Origin of the sequence: Embleya sp. NPDC020886, assembly GCF_044333915.1 — a bacterium.
GTDB lineage: Bacteria > Actinomycetota > Actinomycetes > Streptomycetales > Streptomycetaceae > Embleya.
In genome coordinates, this window is sequence record NZ_JBIRRX010000002.1 from 591,346 (window position 1) to 606,240 (window position 14,895).

The window sequence follows — 14,895 nt, forward strand, 5'->3', positions numbered from 1 at the left end:
CGCCGGCGGATCCATGTCACCCTCGCCGTGCACCGTTTGCCGTCGCGTGGGTAACCGCCTCCTGCTGCTCCCGCACGCCCTGCAACCACACGAAGGGATTTGCTCGTGTACTTATCCGGCAGGCGGAGGACGACGGGCCTGTTCATCGCCCTGGCCCTGCTGACGGCCCTCCTCGTGGGGCCCTTCCCGACGCAACGGGCTTATGCGGACGACGGAACGACCAACATTCTCGATCACAAGTACGGTCTCTTCGTCCACTACGTGCCCGGCCTCACGGTGAATCCCGGCGGCGCGGTCGTCGCCGACCCCGACGCCCTGGCGAACGGCTTCGACGCGACCGGGTTCGCCGACGATCCGGCCGCCGCGAAGGTGCAGTACATCGTCTTCACCGCCTGGCACTCCCGAATGGTCGCCCTGTATCCGAGCCGGAAGATGCTGGACTGGGGCCTGCCCGACCACCGCGTCGACCGCGACCTCATCGCGGACATGATCACCGCGGTCAAGGCCAAGGGCATCCACGTCTACCTCTACACCCATCCGCGCGACGGCATGGAGTTCACCGCCGCGGACAGGCAGAGGACCGGCTGGGGCACCCAACCCCACCCGCCCGACCAGCCCTGGAACCCGGGAGCGGACTTCGACCGCCCCACCTGGAACGCGTTCGTCAACGACGTCTACCAGGAGCTGATGCAACGCTACGGCGCGCGCATCGACGGCCTGTACATGGACGAGGGAAGCCCCCAGGGCGACAGCCAGACCGTCATCGACTACCCCCGACTGCGCGCCACGATCAAGGCGGTCAATCCGCGCGCCGTCCTCATCCAGAACGACTACGGCAACCTGTACGGCCTGGACAAGGGCATGAAGGAGTACTTCGGCCAGGACGAGTTCGCGCAGTCCGACGGTGACCTGTGGCCCGGCCGCGCCGAGCCAGTGGCGGCGACCTTGCGTGGAACCGGGACCTCGTGGTGGGCGTCGGAGACCGGCGGCTCCGTGAAGTACGGGCCGCGGAGCCTGTTCCGCTACACCGTCCTGGAGGCTGCCACCAACACCGACGGCGGCGGCACGGCCTGGGCGGCCGGCCCCTACGCCGGCGGCGGCACGGCCTGGGCGGCCGGCCCCTACGCCGGCGGCGGCTGGGAACCCGGCGTCATGCCCGCACTCCGGCAAGTCGGTGCCTGGATCGACCCGATCAAGAAGTCCGTCCTCGGCACCCGACCCAGCACCTCCTACCCCACCAAACCCGGAACCCGCATCACCGACCTGCCCTGGGGTGTGGCCACCAGATCACCCGACGACCGCACCGAATACCTCCACGTCCTCAACCCGCCCGCCGGACGCACCCTCGTCCTCCCGCTGCCCCGCGACGGCAAGGTCTTTTCCGCGGCCTCCCTCGTCAAGGACGGCACACCGGTGACGCTCGACCGGGACATCAACCGGGTGACCCTGACGATCCCGGGAACCTGGGACGCCAACGACACCGCGATCGAACTCACCGTCGCCGACCGCTCCGGACCCGTCGCCCTCCATCGCTGCTTCAACCCCGCCACCCAAGACCACCTGGTGACCACCGAATCCGGCTGCGAGGACCCCAGCCGCTACTCCCTGGAAGGCCCCCTCGGCTACGTCCACCGCAACCAGGCCGCAGGCACGGTTCCCCTCTACCGCTGCTTCAGCCCCGGCACCAACGATCACCTGGTGACCACCGAATCCGGCTGCGAGGACCCCAGCCACTACTCCTTCGAGGGCCTCCTCGGCCACGTCTACCGCGACCGGGTCACGGGCATGGTTCCCCTCTACCGGTGCTTCAGCCCCGGCACCCGCCAACACCTGGTCACCACCGATCCAGGCTGCGAGGATCCGAGTCGCTACTTTCTGGAGGGCCCCTCGGCCACGTCATCGACTGAACCGGGCGAACGGCGCCCAACCGGCACGGCAACGGGTCGATTCGGCGATCCGGGCCCACGAATACCTCCCGGTTCGCCCGCTCGACCCCGGACACACCCGACCCCGCCGACTGCTCCCTGCCCACCCCGAACAGTCGGGGCCGGCGTCGGCGGCCCCGGACCGGGGCGACGTGAGGCGAACGGCGGAGCGTATTGCAGACCGCGTTCGTTCGCGGGATGCGAGCGCTTCGAGGACTTCTCGCGATGGTTCGTTGGTAGGGCGTCGGGAGGCGGGCCTTGCTCGTCGTAGCGTTGACCGGAACGGCGAGAGCCGCACACGCTGTTCGCGTGTACGGCTCGAGTCCTGCCCGCGCAGCCGGGGTTCCCGCACGGGCGGCTACGAACGCGTGGACCAACTCGACCGGAGTGGTGTCCTCGAAGGTCTGGACCCGGTCGTCGCCTCGGTGGTCGTCCGCGGTGATCTCCCCCAGCGGCCCCCGCCCGCCGGGGTGTTCGTGGATGCCCGACCCGATGATGCGGTTGTTCACCGGGCCGAGGGGAGGGCGGATCACCACGGCAATCCTGCGGGACGCCACGCACTGGGACGAGGTTGTCGCCGCCCGAGGCTGCGAGTTCCTGGTACGGCACGGATTGTGGCACACCGGGCTGACCTGGATGGCCGACGCGGGCGTCCCCGTGCACGTGCTGCAAAAGATCGCCGGGCATGGATCGTTGTCGACGACGCAGCGGTATTGGTACCCCGAACTCCGGCAGGTTGCCGACGCTTCGGAGGCGCTTCAGGTGCATCTGGACCCGGGCTGGTCCCCAAATGGTCCCCAAGAGGTCTCGGGTGATGCGTCCAACCGGTAAGTGTTCAAACCTACAAGAGGCGCTGACCTGGGCTTTTGCTCTTGTCGGCGCCTCTTGAGCACTGTCGGGGTCAGGATTCGAATCTGCGCCCCCTTGACTCCAAGTCAAGGCATGCCCCATCGCGACCGGGCCCACCTGCTCCGTCGCAGGTGAGCGGCCTGTGCCCGCTCCGGGGCGGGTCCGCCGCAGCACTGCCCGAGGTATGTTTCCGCGACTTTGATTCCAAGTCAAAGAATCATTGACTCGAAGTCAAAGTCATGTGACCGTGAAGTCCTCACACGGCGAACTCCGGGGAGCGGAACGATGGACAGCCCAGAGGTGGAAGTACTCGTGATCGGTGCCGGACCGGTCGGTCTCGCCACCGCCCTGCAACTGGGGCGGCTCGGGGTCACGACCCGGGTCGTCGAGCGCCGCGGGTCGACCTCGACGCACCCGAAGGCACACGTGGTCAACGCGCGGACGATGGAGCTCTTTCGCGACTGGGGCGTATCGGAGCGTGTGCGCGCCGCCGCGCTGCCGGTGGAGCGGGCCGTGGGCATCGGCTGGATGACGCGAATGGCCGGCCTCGAACTGGGCCGGATCATGGCGGACGAGCAGCCCGGCGAACCCGCGGGGGGCTCCGCCGACTCCAGCGAGCCGTCGCTCTCGTGTCCGCAGGACGACCTCGAACCGATCCTGCTCGCTGCCGTGCGCGAACTGGGGATCCGGGTGGACTTCGGCGTCGAGGCGATCGGCGTCGAACAGGACGAGACCGGCGTGGACGTGACGGTGCGCCGTCGACCGGGCACCGCCGAGCCGGCGCCCGAGCCCACACTCCGGCAGGCCCGCGGGGAAGCCGCCCGCGAGTCGGTGGAAACGCTCCGGGCCCGCTACGTGGTCGCCGCCGACGGCGCCCGCAGCCCCGTCCGCGAGCATCTGGGCATCCGCGCCGCCGCGCTCGCGCCGGCCGGCCACCTGATCAACGTCTACTTCCATGCCGACCTGACCGAGTTCGCCCGCGAACGGCCTTACCTGGTCTGGTGGATCCTCAACGGGGACACCCAGGGCGCCTTCATCACCCTGGACGGCATCGGCCGCTGGACCTACAACTTCGCCTTCGACCCCGAGCGGGAACACCGCGACACGTACACCCCCGAGCGCTGCGCGGAGATCGTGCGTCGCGCGGTCGGCGTGCCCGACCTGAAGGTCGACGTGCGCAGCACGCTGCCGTGGACGCTGGAGATCGCGATCGCCGAACGGTTCCGCGCGGGGCGGGTGTTCCTCGCGGGCGACGCGGCGCACCGGTTCCCGCCCACCGGCGGCTTCGGGATGAACACCGGTGTACAGGACGCGCACAACCTCGCCTGGAAACTCGCCACGGTGCTGCGCGGACACGCCGGCGACGGCCTGTTGGACACCTACGAGGCGGAGCGGATGGAGGTCGCCGAGTTCAATGCCGCGCAGAGCATGCGCAACGCCGAGCGGATGGCGGCCACCGGCGCGATGTTCACCGACGCGGCGGCGCTGTCCGCCATCGAGGAGCCCGAAGGGCAGCCGGACGGCGACGCGTTGCGGGCTCGGCTGGCCGCCGGGATCCCCGCGCAACGGGAGCACTTCTTCTTCCGCGGGCAGGTGTTCGGCTACACCTACTCGTCGGCGGGCGTGGTCGCCGACGGCACGCTCGCGCGGCGCTCCACGATCACCGACTACGTCGCGAACGCCCGCCCCGGCGCGCTCGCGCCGCACACGTGGTTCCGCACCCCCGACGGCACGCGGTTGGCCTCGGTCGACCTGGTGCGGGGCGGATTCCTGTTGCTGGCGGGCCCGTTGGGGCAGGACTGGTTGGCCGCCGCCCGGCAGGCGGAGTCGTGCCTGGGCGTGGAGATCGCCGCCTACCGGGTGGGCCCCGGCGCCGAGCTGGCGGACGAGGGCGGTGGTTGGCAGGAGTTGTACGGGGTCGGCCCCACCGGCTGCGTCCTGGTGCGCCCCGACGGCCACGTGGCCTTCCGGAGCGCGCACGCCGACCCCGGGACGCGGGCCGACCTCGTCTCGGTGCTCTCCCGAGTACTCGCGAAGAGCCCCCGGCCGAGCCGGGGTTGATGCTCCGCCAGCCGTTGGACCCCGTCGCGAACACGGCGGGTCCGCCCAGCTTTTCGTTCGTTTTCGTCCGTTCTTCATTCGCACAGCAGGGAGTTCGATCGTGGCCGCCAACCAACGCCTCGCGCACGTGGTGCTGCAAACCAATCGCAAGGACGAGATGTGCGCGTGGTACTGCCGGGTTCTCGGCGCCCATGTCGTGCACCGCACCGACCAGGTGACGTTCCTGACCTTCGACGAGGAGCACCACCGGCTCGCGCTGATCGGCGCGCCGATCGAGCTCACCGAGCGCACCCCGCTGACCGTGGGCATGCAACACGCCGCCTACACGTTCGGTTCGCTCACCGATCTGCTGGACCGCTACGTGGAGTTGCGCGAGGCGGGCATCCGTCCGCACGTGTGCGTCGCGCACGGCCCCACGACCTCGCTGTACTACCGCGACCCGGACGGCAACCTGGTCGAGTTGCAGATCGACGTCTTCGCGACCACGGCGCAGGTGAACGAGTACCTGGCCGGGCCGGAGTTCACCGCCGACCCGATCGGACCGGCGTTCGACCCCGAGCGACTCCTGACGGACTACGCCGGCGGGACCCCCACCACGGTGCTCACCGGCCGCACCTGGGCGTTGGCCGGCCCCGAGATGAGCCACCCGCCGGCGGCGCTGGGCTCCGACCGCCCCGCCCACCCGGTGTCGGCCGGCTGATGCGCCGGAACCACGGGTGCGGGCGGCGATTCGTCCGCGAGATTCGGGAAGGATCGAAGTGACGGCCACAGATGCGACGGCCACGGAAGCAACGGCCGCGGACGTGACGGCCGCAGAGCCGACGGCGATGGAACGGACGGCGACGGTCGTCCGCCGCGCCGGCCTGACGGGCCGTTACACCGAGCCCGAGGGGCAGGTGTTCCTCTCCGGCGTACAGGCGCTCGTCCGGCTGATCCTGGACCAACGCCGAGCGGACCTGGGCCGCGCCGACGCCGTGCCGGGAGTCGGGCTGGGCGCGTTCGTGTCCGGATACCAGGGCTCCCCGCTGGGCACCGTCGACCTGGAATTCGACCGACAACGCGCGCTGGTCGCGGACCTGGGCGTGGTCTTCCGCCCCGCGGTCAACGAGGAGCTCGCCGCGACCGCGGTGGCCGGCAGCCAGTTGGCGGCGACGCTTCCCTCGCACACGGTCGAGGGTGTGTTGGGGGTCTGGTACGGCAAGTCGCCGGGGCTGGATCGAGCGTCCGACGCGATCCGGCACGGCAATCTGGTCGGCGCCGGGGCCGGCGGCGTACTCATGCTGGTCGGCGACGACCCGGCCGCCAAGTCCTCCACCGTCCCCGGGGCCTCCGAGGCGATGTTGGCCGCGCTGGGCGTGCCGGTCCTGCACCCGGGCAACGTGCAGGAGCTGATCGACCTCGGCCGGCACGCCATCGCGTGCTCGCGCGACTCGGGCCTGTGGACCGCGTTGAAGGTGGTCACCCGCGTCGCCGACGCCACCGCGACGGTGGCCGTGGGCGCCGATCGTTTCCACCCGGAGCCACCGGCGGGCAAGCCGCATCGACCCGACGCGCTGATGATCGGGCCCAGGCTCGTGGAACTGGAACGCGACCTGGTCGAGACCCGCCTCGAACGTGCCCGCGCCTACGGCCGACGCCACGGCCTGAGCCGCCTCACCCACCCGGCGCCGGACGCCAAGCTGGGCATCGTCACGGCCGGCACCGCCTATTACGACCTGATGCAGGCGATCGGGCATCTGGGCATCGACGAGGGGCTGGTGCGGATCCTCAAGGTCGAGCTGATCCACCCGTTCGACGAGGACGCGGTCCGCGACTTCGCCGCCGGCCTGGCCGAGGTGCTCGTCCTGGAGGAGAAGGGGCCGTTCCTGGAACGGTCGGTCAAGGAGGCGCTGTACGCGACGCCGACGCCGCCCCGGGTGACCGGCCGGCGCGACGAGCGCGGGGCGCCGCTGGTGCCCGGGGCCGGCGTGCTGGACGCGACCTCCGTCGGCCGGGTGGTCGCGGCCCGGCTGGCGGTGCACACCGACGTGCCGTTGCCGCATCCGCGCCTGGCACAGGCGGAGACGGTCCGGCGGCGCACCCTGCCGCTGATCGATCAACGCACGCCGTTCTTCTGCTCCGGCTGCCCGCACAACACCTCGACCAAGACCCCCGACGACGCACTGGTGGGCGCGGGCATCGGCTGCCACGGCATGGTCATGGTCAACCAGGCCGGCCACGGCGAGATCACCGGTGTCACCCAGATGGGCGGTGAGGGCGCGCAATGGATCGGGATGGCCCCCTTCGTCAGCCGTCGACACCTGATCCAAAACCTCGGTGACGGCACCTTCGCCCACTCCGGCTCGCTGGCCATCCGGGCCGCCGTCGCGGCGGGCGTCGACATCACCTACAAGCTCCTGTACAACGACGCCGTCGCGATGACCGGCGGGCAGAGCGCGCCGGGCAAGTTGTCCGTACCCGCGATCACCCGCCTGCTCGAAGCCGAGGGCGTACGGCGGATCGTGATCACCACCGAGGACACCAGGCGCTACCGCCGGGTACGCCTGGCCCGGATCGCGCGGGTGCGTCCGCGTGAGCAACTGGCCGACGTACAGCGCGAACTCGCCGAGATCCCCGGTGTGACCGTGCTCATCCACGACCAACTGTGCGCGATCGAGAAGCGCCGCAAGCGCAAGCGCGGCGAACTCCCGGACCCGGCCGAGCGGGTGCTCGTCAACGAGCGCATCTGCGAGGGCTGCGGCGACTGCGGCGACGTCTCGGGCTGCCTGTCGGTGGAGCCGGTGGACACGGAGTTCGGCCGCAAGACCCGGATCCACCAGTCGTCGTGCACCAAGGACTTCTCCTGCCTGCGGGGCGACTGCCCGTCCTTCCTGACGGTGACGCCGGGCCGAAACGCGGGCACGGCACCGGCCGAGCCGCGGCCGACGCGACCCGACGACGCGGACCTGCCGCTGCCGCGGTTTCGACTGCCCGCCGCCGACGTCCGGGTCCGGATGGTCGGCATCGGCGGCACCGGCGTGGTCACCGTCGCCCAGGTGCTCGGCGCCGCCGCGATCCTCGACGGCCTGCACACCGGCGGCCTCGACCAGACCGGGCTCAGCCAAAAGGCCGGACCGGTGGTGTCGGACCTGCGGATCGCCGCCGGTCCGGTGACCGAGTCGGCGACCGTGTCGATCGGCGCGGTCGACCTGCTGCTCGGGCTCGACCTGCTCGGCACCGCGTCCGCCGCGAACCTGGCCAACGCGAGCGCCGAACACACGATCGCCGTGGTCTGCGACAGCATCGTGCCCACCGGCCGGATGGCCGTGGACGTGAGCGCGCCGGCCCCCGATCCGGCGGCTGCCAGGGCCGTGGTCGACGCGTGCACGCGCCGCGCGGACAACCTCTACTGCGACGCCCGGGCGCTCGCCGAGCGGGTGTTCGGCGACCACATGCCGACCAACGTGATCATGCTGGGCGTCGCCTGGCAACACGGCATGTTGCCGATCTCGCTGGACTCGATGCGGGAGGCGTTCCGGGTCAACGGCACCGCCATCGAGCAGAACCTGGCCGCGTTCGCGTGGGGTCGCGCGGTGGTGGCCATGCCGGAGGTCGTGCGGCGGGCCCTGGATCCGGCCGATCCGGGCATGGTCCCGGATCCGGTCGTCGCGGCCATGATCGACCGAGTCGCCGCCGAGGATGGCGAGTTGCGCCGGCTTCTGGAGATTCGAGTTCCGGAACTGATCGCCTATCAGGACGCCGGATACGCCCGTCGATACCTCGAATTCGTCGCGCACGCCCACGAGATCGAGTCGCGGCGCGTGCCCGGTTCCACCGCCGTCGGCGAAGCCGTGGCGCGGGGCCTGTTCAAGGTGATGGCCTACAAGGACGAGTACGAGGTCGCCCGGCTGCATCTGCGGATGATCGAGACGCTGCCCGCGGGCTCGCGCTTCGCCGTCCACCTGCACCCGCCGGTGTTGCGCGCGATGGGCATGCAACGCAAGATCAAGCTCGGCCCGTGGAGCACACCCCTGTTTCGAGTCCTGTACGGCGCACGGCGGTTGCGCGGCAGCAGGTTCGATCCGATGGGCCTCGGCCCGGTCCGGCGCACCGAGCGGGCGCTGATCGGCGAATACCTCGACCACGTCGAGGAAGGGCTGCGGGTGCTCACCCCGCGGTCGCGCGAACTGGTCGCCGAACTCTGCGATCTGCCCGACGTGGTGCGTGGTTACGAGCAGATCAAGCTCGCGGGCGTCGAACGCTTCCGGGACCGCGCTCGCGCGCTGCGCGAGCAACTGTCCGCAGGTGACGCGTGAGCGGCATCGATGGCCACGGAACCGCCCTGTTCGAGACCGACCATCGCGAGAACGAGACGAGGAAGACCATGTTGATGCACGTGGTGATCGCCACCTGGAAGCCCGACGTGAGCGCGTCGGACATCGCCGGGATCCGGACCGCCGTCGAGCGGTTCGCCGAGGAGATTCCCGGGATCCGCGATGTTCGGGCGGGCGCCGACCTGGGACTGCGCGAGGACAACGCCGACTTCGCGATGACCGCGGTCTTCGCCGACGTCGATGCGCTGGACCGCTTCGTCGAACACCCGGCCCACGTCCGGGTGTCCGCGCGGCCGGCTCCGCTGGTGGCCTCGGTCCACCGGATCCAGTTCCCGCTCGCCGGCGCCGAACCCGTGGGTTGAGGAGGGCATCATGCGGATGATCACACTCGACGGACGAGCAAGCCTCCTCGTCCCGGCCCACGAAGGCGCCGGCGACGCGACGATCGACGTGCACACGGCAAGCGCGGGCCGGTTTCCGGCCGAACCGGATTCGCTCTTCGAGCAGTGGGACACGTTTCGCGCCTGGGCGGACACGGTCGACCCCGCGAGCGCGGTGCCCCTGGGCGACCGCCGGGTCGGGCCGCCGGTGGCGCGTCCTCGGCAGGTGTTCGCGATCGGGGCCAACTACCACGAACACGCCGACGAGGCGGGCATCGAGGCACCGGCCGACCCGCTGGTGTTCGGCAAGTTCGTCGGCTGCCTGACCGGCCCGCACGACCCGGTGACGCTGCCGAGCGAGGCGGTGGACTGGGAGGTGGAACTGGTCGTGGTGATCGGCCGACGCGCCGACCACGTCGCGGTCGCGGACGGCTGGGCCCATGTCGCGGGCCTGACGGTCGGGCAGGATCTGTCCGAGCGGGCCGTGCAGTTCAGCCTGCCGGTGCTGCAACTCGCCCTGGCCAAGTCGTATCCGGGATTCGGCCCGATCGGCCCCGTGCTGGTGACTCCCGACGAATTCGACGATCCCGACGACCTCGGCATCGCTTGCTCGATCGGCGACGAGGTGCTCCAGGCCGACCGGACGGCCCGGATGATCTTCCCGGTCGCCGAACTCGTCTCCAGGCTCTCGATGTTCTGCCCGCTGCTCCCCGGCGACCTGATCTTCACCGGCACCCCCGCCGGGGTGGGCGCGGCCCGGACCCCACCCAGGTTCCTGCGCCCGGGGGAGACCCTGGTCAGCCGCATCGAGGGCATCGGCGAGCTACGCAATCCACTGATCGCCCGGCAGCCGGCCCGATGACCCTCGACCGATACCCCGAGCCGACCACCGCCCGCCCGTCGCCGGACCGGGAAAGCGTCGAGGCCGCGAACATCACCGCGTTCGCCCGGTGGCTCACGGCCGAGGGATACGCCGAACCGATGTCCGACTACAGGTCGCTACAGACCTGGTCGACGGAGCATCTGCCGGAATTCTGGGCCGCGGTCTGGGCCTGGTTCGACATCCGGGCGGCGGGCGTCGGTGCCGAGGTGCTCACCGACGACCCGATGCCGTACGCGCGTTGGTTCCCCGGCGCCACGCTCAATTACGTGGACCACGTCTTCCGGTACGCCACGCCCGACACGCCCGCCGTCGTCGAGGCGGGCGAGCCGGGGCCCGACCACGGCGGCACCGCCGTGCGCCGCGAACTCTCCTGGGCGGAGCTGCGTCGCCAGGTGGCGGCCGTCGCGGCGACCCTGCACGGGCTCGGCGTCGGCCGCGGCGACCGCGTGGTCGGCTACCTGCCCGACATCGCCGAGACGGTGATCGCGTTCCTGGCCACCGCGAGCCTGGGCGCGACCTGGTCGGTGTGCGGCCAGGACTACGCTCCGACCGCCGCCCGCGACCGCTTCGCGCAGCTCGACCCGGTCGTCCTGGTCACCGCGGACGGATACCGCCACGGGGGCAGGACGCAGGATCGCCGCTCGGCGGTGGCCCGGCTGCGCGCGGGCCTGCCGAACCTGCGTGCCACCATCGTGGTCGAGCGACTCGCGGACTCGGGGGAAGCCGCGGATCCTGCGGATCGCCCGGTCTCCGAGCAGACCCTGACCTGGGCCGAGGCGAGTGCCGGCGAGCACGTCCTGCGGCCCGTGGCCGTTCCGTTCGAGCACCCCCTGTGGATCCTGTTCTCCTCCGGCACCACGGGCCTGCCCAAAGGCATCGTGCACGGCCACGGAGGAGTCCTGCTGGAGCACCTCAAAACCCTTTCGCTGCACTTCGACCTGCGTCCGGGCGACCGCTTCCTCTGGTACACCACGCCCAGTTGGATGATGTGGAACCTCAAGGTCTCCGCGTTGCTCACGGGTGCGACGACGGTGTGCCACGACGGCAGTCCGACCCGGCCGAGTGCCGACGGGCTCTGGGCGGTGGCGGCCGACCTGGGCGTCACGGTCCTGGGCACCAGCCCGGCGTACCTGCTCGCCTGCGCCCGGGCCGACACCCGTCCCGGTATCGACCACGACCTGTCCCGGCTGCGGCTGCTCGGGTCCACCGGGGCGATCCTGCCCGCCTCGGCGCACCACTGGGTGGCCGAACACGTCTCGCCGCGTGTGCGGGTGGTCTCCACCACGGGCGGCACCGACGTGGTGACCGGCTTCGCGGGCGGCGTGCCGACCGTACCCGTCCGCGCCGGCGAGATCTCGGCGCCGTGTCTGGGCGTGGCCCTGGCGGCGTGGGACGGGTCCGGGCAGGCCGTGCTGGATCGACCCGGCGAACTCGTGATCACCAAACCGATGCCCTCGATGCCGGTGTCCTTCTGGGCCGACCCCGACGGATCCCGGTACCACCGCGCCTACTTCGCGACCCACCCGGGCGTGTGGACGCACGGGGACCGGATCACCGTCACCGCCCACGGCGGCATCCTCGTCCACGGCCGCTCCGACGCCACCTTGAACCGCAACGGCGTGCGCATGGGCAGCGCCGACATCTACCAGGCCGTCGAAGCACTCCCCGAGATCGTCGAGGCGCTCGTGGTGGGCGTGGACGGTCCGGACGGCGCCTACTGGATGCCGCTCTTCGTCACCCTCGCCGCGGGTGCCCGGCTCGACTCCGCCCTGCGGGCCCGCATCCACGCGGTGATCCGCGACGAGGTCTCCTCCCGTCACCTGCCCGACGACATCCACGCCGTTCCCGGCATCCCGCACACCCGCACCGGAAAGAAGCTCGAAATCCCGATCAAGCGCATCCTCCAGGGCACACCCGTCGACGAGGCCGTGGACCCCGCCGGCGTGGACGAGCCCACACTCCTGGCCTGGTACCTCGGCCTGGCCGGTCGACACACCGGCCACCCCGACACCGACTGACCCCGGCCATTCCCCGACGACCCGGCCGGGGCACCGGCGTTGTCGGTCGCCCCGTCGGTCCCGCCCAAAGGTGGACACCGGCGGGGCGGTCCGTGGTCGGTCAATCGTCGTCGGCGCCGTGGTCCGTCCGGATGATCCGGTCGAGCACGGCTGCGGCCCGTTCCGGGTGTTCCTCCAGCCACCTGCCGAGGTGTTCCCGGACGGCCTGTTCGACGCAGCCGTGTACTTCCGGATTGCCGAGCATGCCGAGCGTGGCGCCCTCGAACTCGACACGGTCCAGTTTCACCGATACGACGGCCGTCAGGCCGGCGCAGATCCGGTCGGTGTCGAGGCCGGGGTCCGTTGCCTTGAGCAGCCGTCGCTTCCGTGCGTACGCGTCGACTGCGGCCACCACCCCGTGGCGGAAGCCCCCCGCGTGCGTGCCGTCGATGGTGGGCCGACTGTTGACGAAGCTCCGGACCTGCCCCTCGCGGGAGCCGTACCAACGCAAGGCCACCTCCAGCACCCCCGCCATCCGCGGGTCCTCGTGCTCGAAGGCGATGACGTCCGTGGGCGCGGGCTCGGTCGGGTGGCCGTCGAGGAAGACAACGAAGTCCCGTGCCCCGCCCGGGAATCGGAACCGCTCCGACCGGGACGCGGCCGGGTCGCGCCGATCGGTCAGCGAGATGTCCAAACTCCGGTTCAGGAAGGCCAGTTCCCTGAAGCGCTCGGCCAGCCGATCGAACGAGTACGCTGCGGTCCCGAAGATATCGGTGTCGGGCCGGAAGGCAATGGCAGTCCCGCTACCGGTTGTTGCCCCCGCCTCGGTGAGCGGGGTGACGGCCACGCCGCGCGCGTACTCCTGGACCCAGCGCACTCCCTCGCGCCGTACCTCGGCCGTCATTCGGCGCGACAGGGCATTGACGACGGCGGGCCCCACGCCGCAGAAGCCGAGCGCCACGTCGCGGCGGTTGCCGGGTCTCGCCCCGACATGCATGCCGGTGAGCAGGGCTTCGAGCCCGGGACTGCCGGAGCCCTCCGCTCGGTCGAGGGGAACGCCCGGCCCGTCGTCGGCGACACACACGCCCCCGTCGGGCGTGAGAGTGATGTCGATGGAGCCGGAACGAGCGGCCAGGATCTCGTTCACCGCCCGATCGGCCACCTCGAACACCAAGTGGTGCAGGCCGCGTTCATCCGTCGAGCCGATGTACATCCCGGGCCGTTTCCGAACGGCTTCCCACCCCTCCAGCACCTGAATACCGGCGGCGTCGTACCCGATGGCTTCCCCACTCACGATGTTCCCTCCCAGGGTGTGCGGCGGAAGTCCCCAGCGTAGGCGAATCCCAGGAAAGGACCAGGTCGGAGCCGGTTTGCCGGAGGCGTGCAGAGGCTCGTCGGCGCCTGCCGGGAGGCGGTCGACCCCCACGGCCGCGATCGGCTTCGGAGGGCGGCCGAGGGGCCGTCGAGACCGTGTGCGGCACTGTTTCCGGCGGACACAGGGTCACCAATTTCGCGGTATCGCAGACCGGTCCCCAGCGTCGCGTCCGTCCGCTTCACCGACGACCCGACGGGCCGACCGCGAGTGGGATTCCGGTGCGGTGGCTTTGTTCGACGGCTGCCGGCGAGTCGGCGCTGTCGGTGGCTTCGAGGGCGATCACCGGTTCGCTGGGGCCGGATGGTCCGAGGACCGGCCCGTCGAGCGGGGTGTGTCCCCAGGTGTGCGGGTCGGCCTGGGCGCTGCCGAAGGTGGACCAGGCGATCCGGGCCCGGCCGGTTCGGTCCGGGGTGTCGGAGTCGTAGACCAGGACGTTCGCGCGCAGCGCGGCGGGGTTCACGGTGCCGGGCAGGGCGGACAGTGGAATCCTCACCTCGACGGTATAGCCGCGCGGGTGCGTGCCGGCGGCCCAGTGCAGGCCGGGGGCGGTGTCGGCGGCGGGGCCCTGGTGTTGGTCGGCGTCCCGGGCGGCGCAGGCCGGGCCTTCGGCGGTGAAGGGGAGGATCGCGGCCTTGAAGGTGGTGGAGGTGTCGTCGGCGTCGCCGCGCGGGTCGACGGCGATTTCGACGGAGTCGGTGCGCCAGTGCCGCTTGCAGTCCGCGGTCGGGAGCGCGGCCCCCTGTGCGTCGTCGGTGACCTCGACCGCGATTTCCTCAACTGGGGGGACATCGACTGCCACTTCGGAAGCAAGACCAGGGACGCCACGGTGAAGTGGCAGCGGCACTGGAATGTGGACGACGACGGCAAGGTCGGCCGTGAGACCTTCACCAAGGCCGCCACCTTCCTCCGCGGCGTCCAGGGCGGCTTCCGTTACGTCGGGGTCGACGGCAAGTACATCGGCTTCTCGCGGTCCTCGAACGGCAAGTGGAACATGTCGATCAGCGGGGACTGGAAGACCGTCTGGTACGAGAAGTCCACGTTCGACAAGTGCACCTGACTCGACCGGGCCCACCGAGGCCGTGACGGTCCGCGAAACTCTCGCCCGGCCGGGC

The 14,895-nt window shown here is 71.1% G+C and carries 11 protein-coding genes; 9 read left to right on the top strand and 2 right to left on the bottom strand.

Annotated elements, in window-relative coordinates:
* The first annotated feature begins 105 nt into the window (after nt 1–105).
* The 8 genes from ACH4U8_RS09375 (at nt 106) to ACH4U8_RS09410 (ending at nt 12,429) form a co-directional block, all read left to right on the top strand.
* Nucleotides 106–2,196 carry an alpha-L-fucosidase gene (locus tag ACH4U8_RS09375; RefSeq protein ID WP_395776500.1) on the top strand — a complete coding sequence of 697 codons (2,091 nt, stop codon included), beginning with the start codon at nt 106–108 and terminating at the stop codon, nt 2,194–2,196.
* A 209-nt stretch (nt 2,197–2,405) separates the two neighbouring features.
* Complete coding sequence (locus tag ACH4U8_RS09380; RefSeq protein ID WP_395776502.1) at nt 2,406–2,756, top strand: tyrosine-type recombinase/integrase; 351 nt, start codon at nt 2,406–2,408, stop codon at nt 2,754–2,756.
* 303 nt (nt 2,757–3,059) lie between these two features.
* Nucleotides 3,060–4,835: an FAD-dependent monooxygenase gene (locus ACH4U8_RS09385; protein ID WP_395776504.1), complete on the top strand. Its 1,776-nt coding sequence runs from the start codon at nt 3,060–3,062 to the stop codon at nt 4,833–4,835.
* A 100-nt stretch (nt 4,836–4,935) separates the two neighbouring features.
* On the top strand, nt 4,936–5,535 hold the full coding sequence (locus tag ACH4U8_RS09390) for a VOC family protein (RefSeq protein WP_395776506.1): 600 nt from the start codon (nt 4,936–4,938) through the stop codon (nt 5,533–5,535).
* Between the two features lie 58 nt (nt 5,536–5,593).
* Entirely contained in the window at nt 5,594–9,130 is a 3,537-nt protein-coding gene (locus tag ACH4U8_RS09395; protein ID WP_395776508.1) for an indolepyruvate ferredoxin oxidoreductase family protein, read from the top strand.
* Nucleotides 9,127–9,510, top strand: a complete 384-nt coding sequence (locus ACH4U8_RS09400) for a Dabb family protein (protein WP_395776510.1) — start codon at nt 9,127–9,129, stop codon at nt 9,508–9,510. The genes ACH4U8_RS09395 and ACH4U8_RS09400 overlap by 4 nt, the downstream gene beginning before the upstream one ends.
* 10 nt (nt 9,511–9,520) lie before the next feature.
* Nucleotides 9,521–10,390 carry a fumarylacetoacetate hydrolase family protein gene (locus ACH4U8_RS09405; protein ID WP_360322000.1) on the top strand — a complete coding sequence of 290 codons (870 nt, stop codon included), beginning with the start codon at nt 9,521–9,523 and terminating at the stop codon, nt 10,388–10,390.
* The gene (locus tag ACH4U8_RS09410; protein ID WP_395776512.1) at nt 10,387–12,429 is read left to right on the top strand and encodes an acetoacetate--CoA ligase; all 2,043 of its coding nucleotides are present in this window, start codon (nt 10,387–10,389) and stop codon (nt 12,427–12,429) included. The genes ACH4U8_RS09405 and ACH4U8_RS09410 overlap by 4 nt, the downstream gene beginning before the upstream one ends.
* Before the next feature lie 100 nt (nt 12,430–12,529).
* Here the strand turns inward: ACH4U8_RS09410 and ACH4U8_RS09415 are convergent, their stop codons facing one another.
* Nucleotides 12,530–13,702, bottom strand: a complete 1,173-nt coding sequence (locus tag ACH4U8_RS09415; protein WP_395776514.1) for an ATP-binding protein — start codon at nt 13,700–13,702, stop codon at nt 12,530–12,532.
* Nucleotides 13,703–13,961: 259 nt separating this feature from the next.
* Complete coding sequence (locus ACH4U8_RS09420) at nt 13,962–14,582, bottom strand: sugar-binding protein (RefSeq protein ID WP_395776516.1); 621 nt, start codon at nt 14,580–14,582, stop codon at nt 13,962–13,964.
* A 27-nt stretch (nt 14,583–14,609) separates the two neighbouring features.
* On the opposite strand from ACH4U8_RS09420, the gene ACH4U8_RS09425 reads away from it, so the two are divergent.
* Nucleotides 14,610–14,840 carry a hypothetical protein gene (locus tag ACH4U8_RS09425; protein ID WP_395776518.1) on the top strand — a complete coding sequence of 77 codons (231 nt, stop codon included), beginning with the start codon at nt 14,610–14,612 and terminating at the stop codon, nt 14,838–14,840.
* Nucleotides 14,841–14,895: the final 55 nt, after the last annotated feature.

Coding starts and splice junctions, on each gene's coding strand:
- ACH4U8_RS09380 (WP_395776502.1), top strand. CDS start 2,406: ATGCCCGACCCGATGATGCGGTTGTTCACCGGGCCGAGGGGAGGGCGG.
- ACH4U8_RS09385 (WP_395776504.1), top strand. CDS start 3,060: ATGGACAGCCCAGAGGTGGAAGTACTCGTGATCGGTGCCGGACCGGTC.
- ACH4U8_RS09405 (WP_360322000.1), top strand. CDS start 9,521: ATGCGGATGATCACACTCGACGGACGAGCAAGCCTCCTCGTCCCGGCC.
- ACH4U8_RS09410 (WP_395776512.1), top strand. CDS start 10,387: ATGACCCTCGACCGATACCCCGAGCCGACCACCGCCCGCCCGTCGCCG.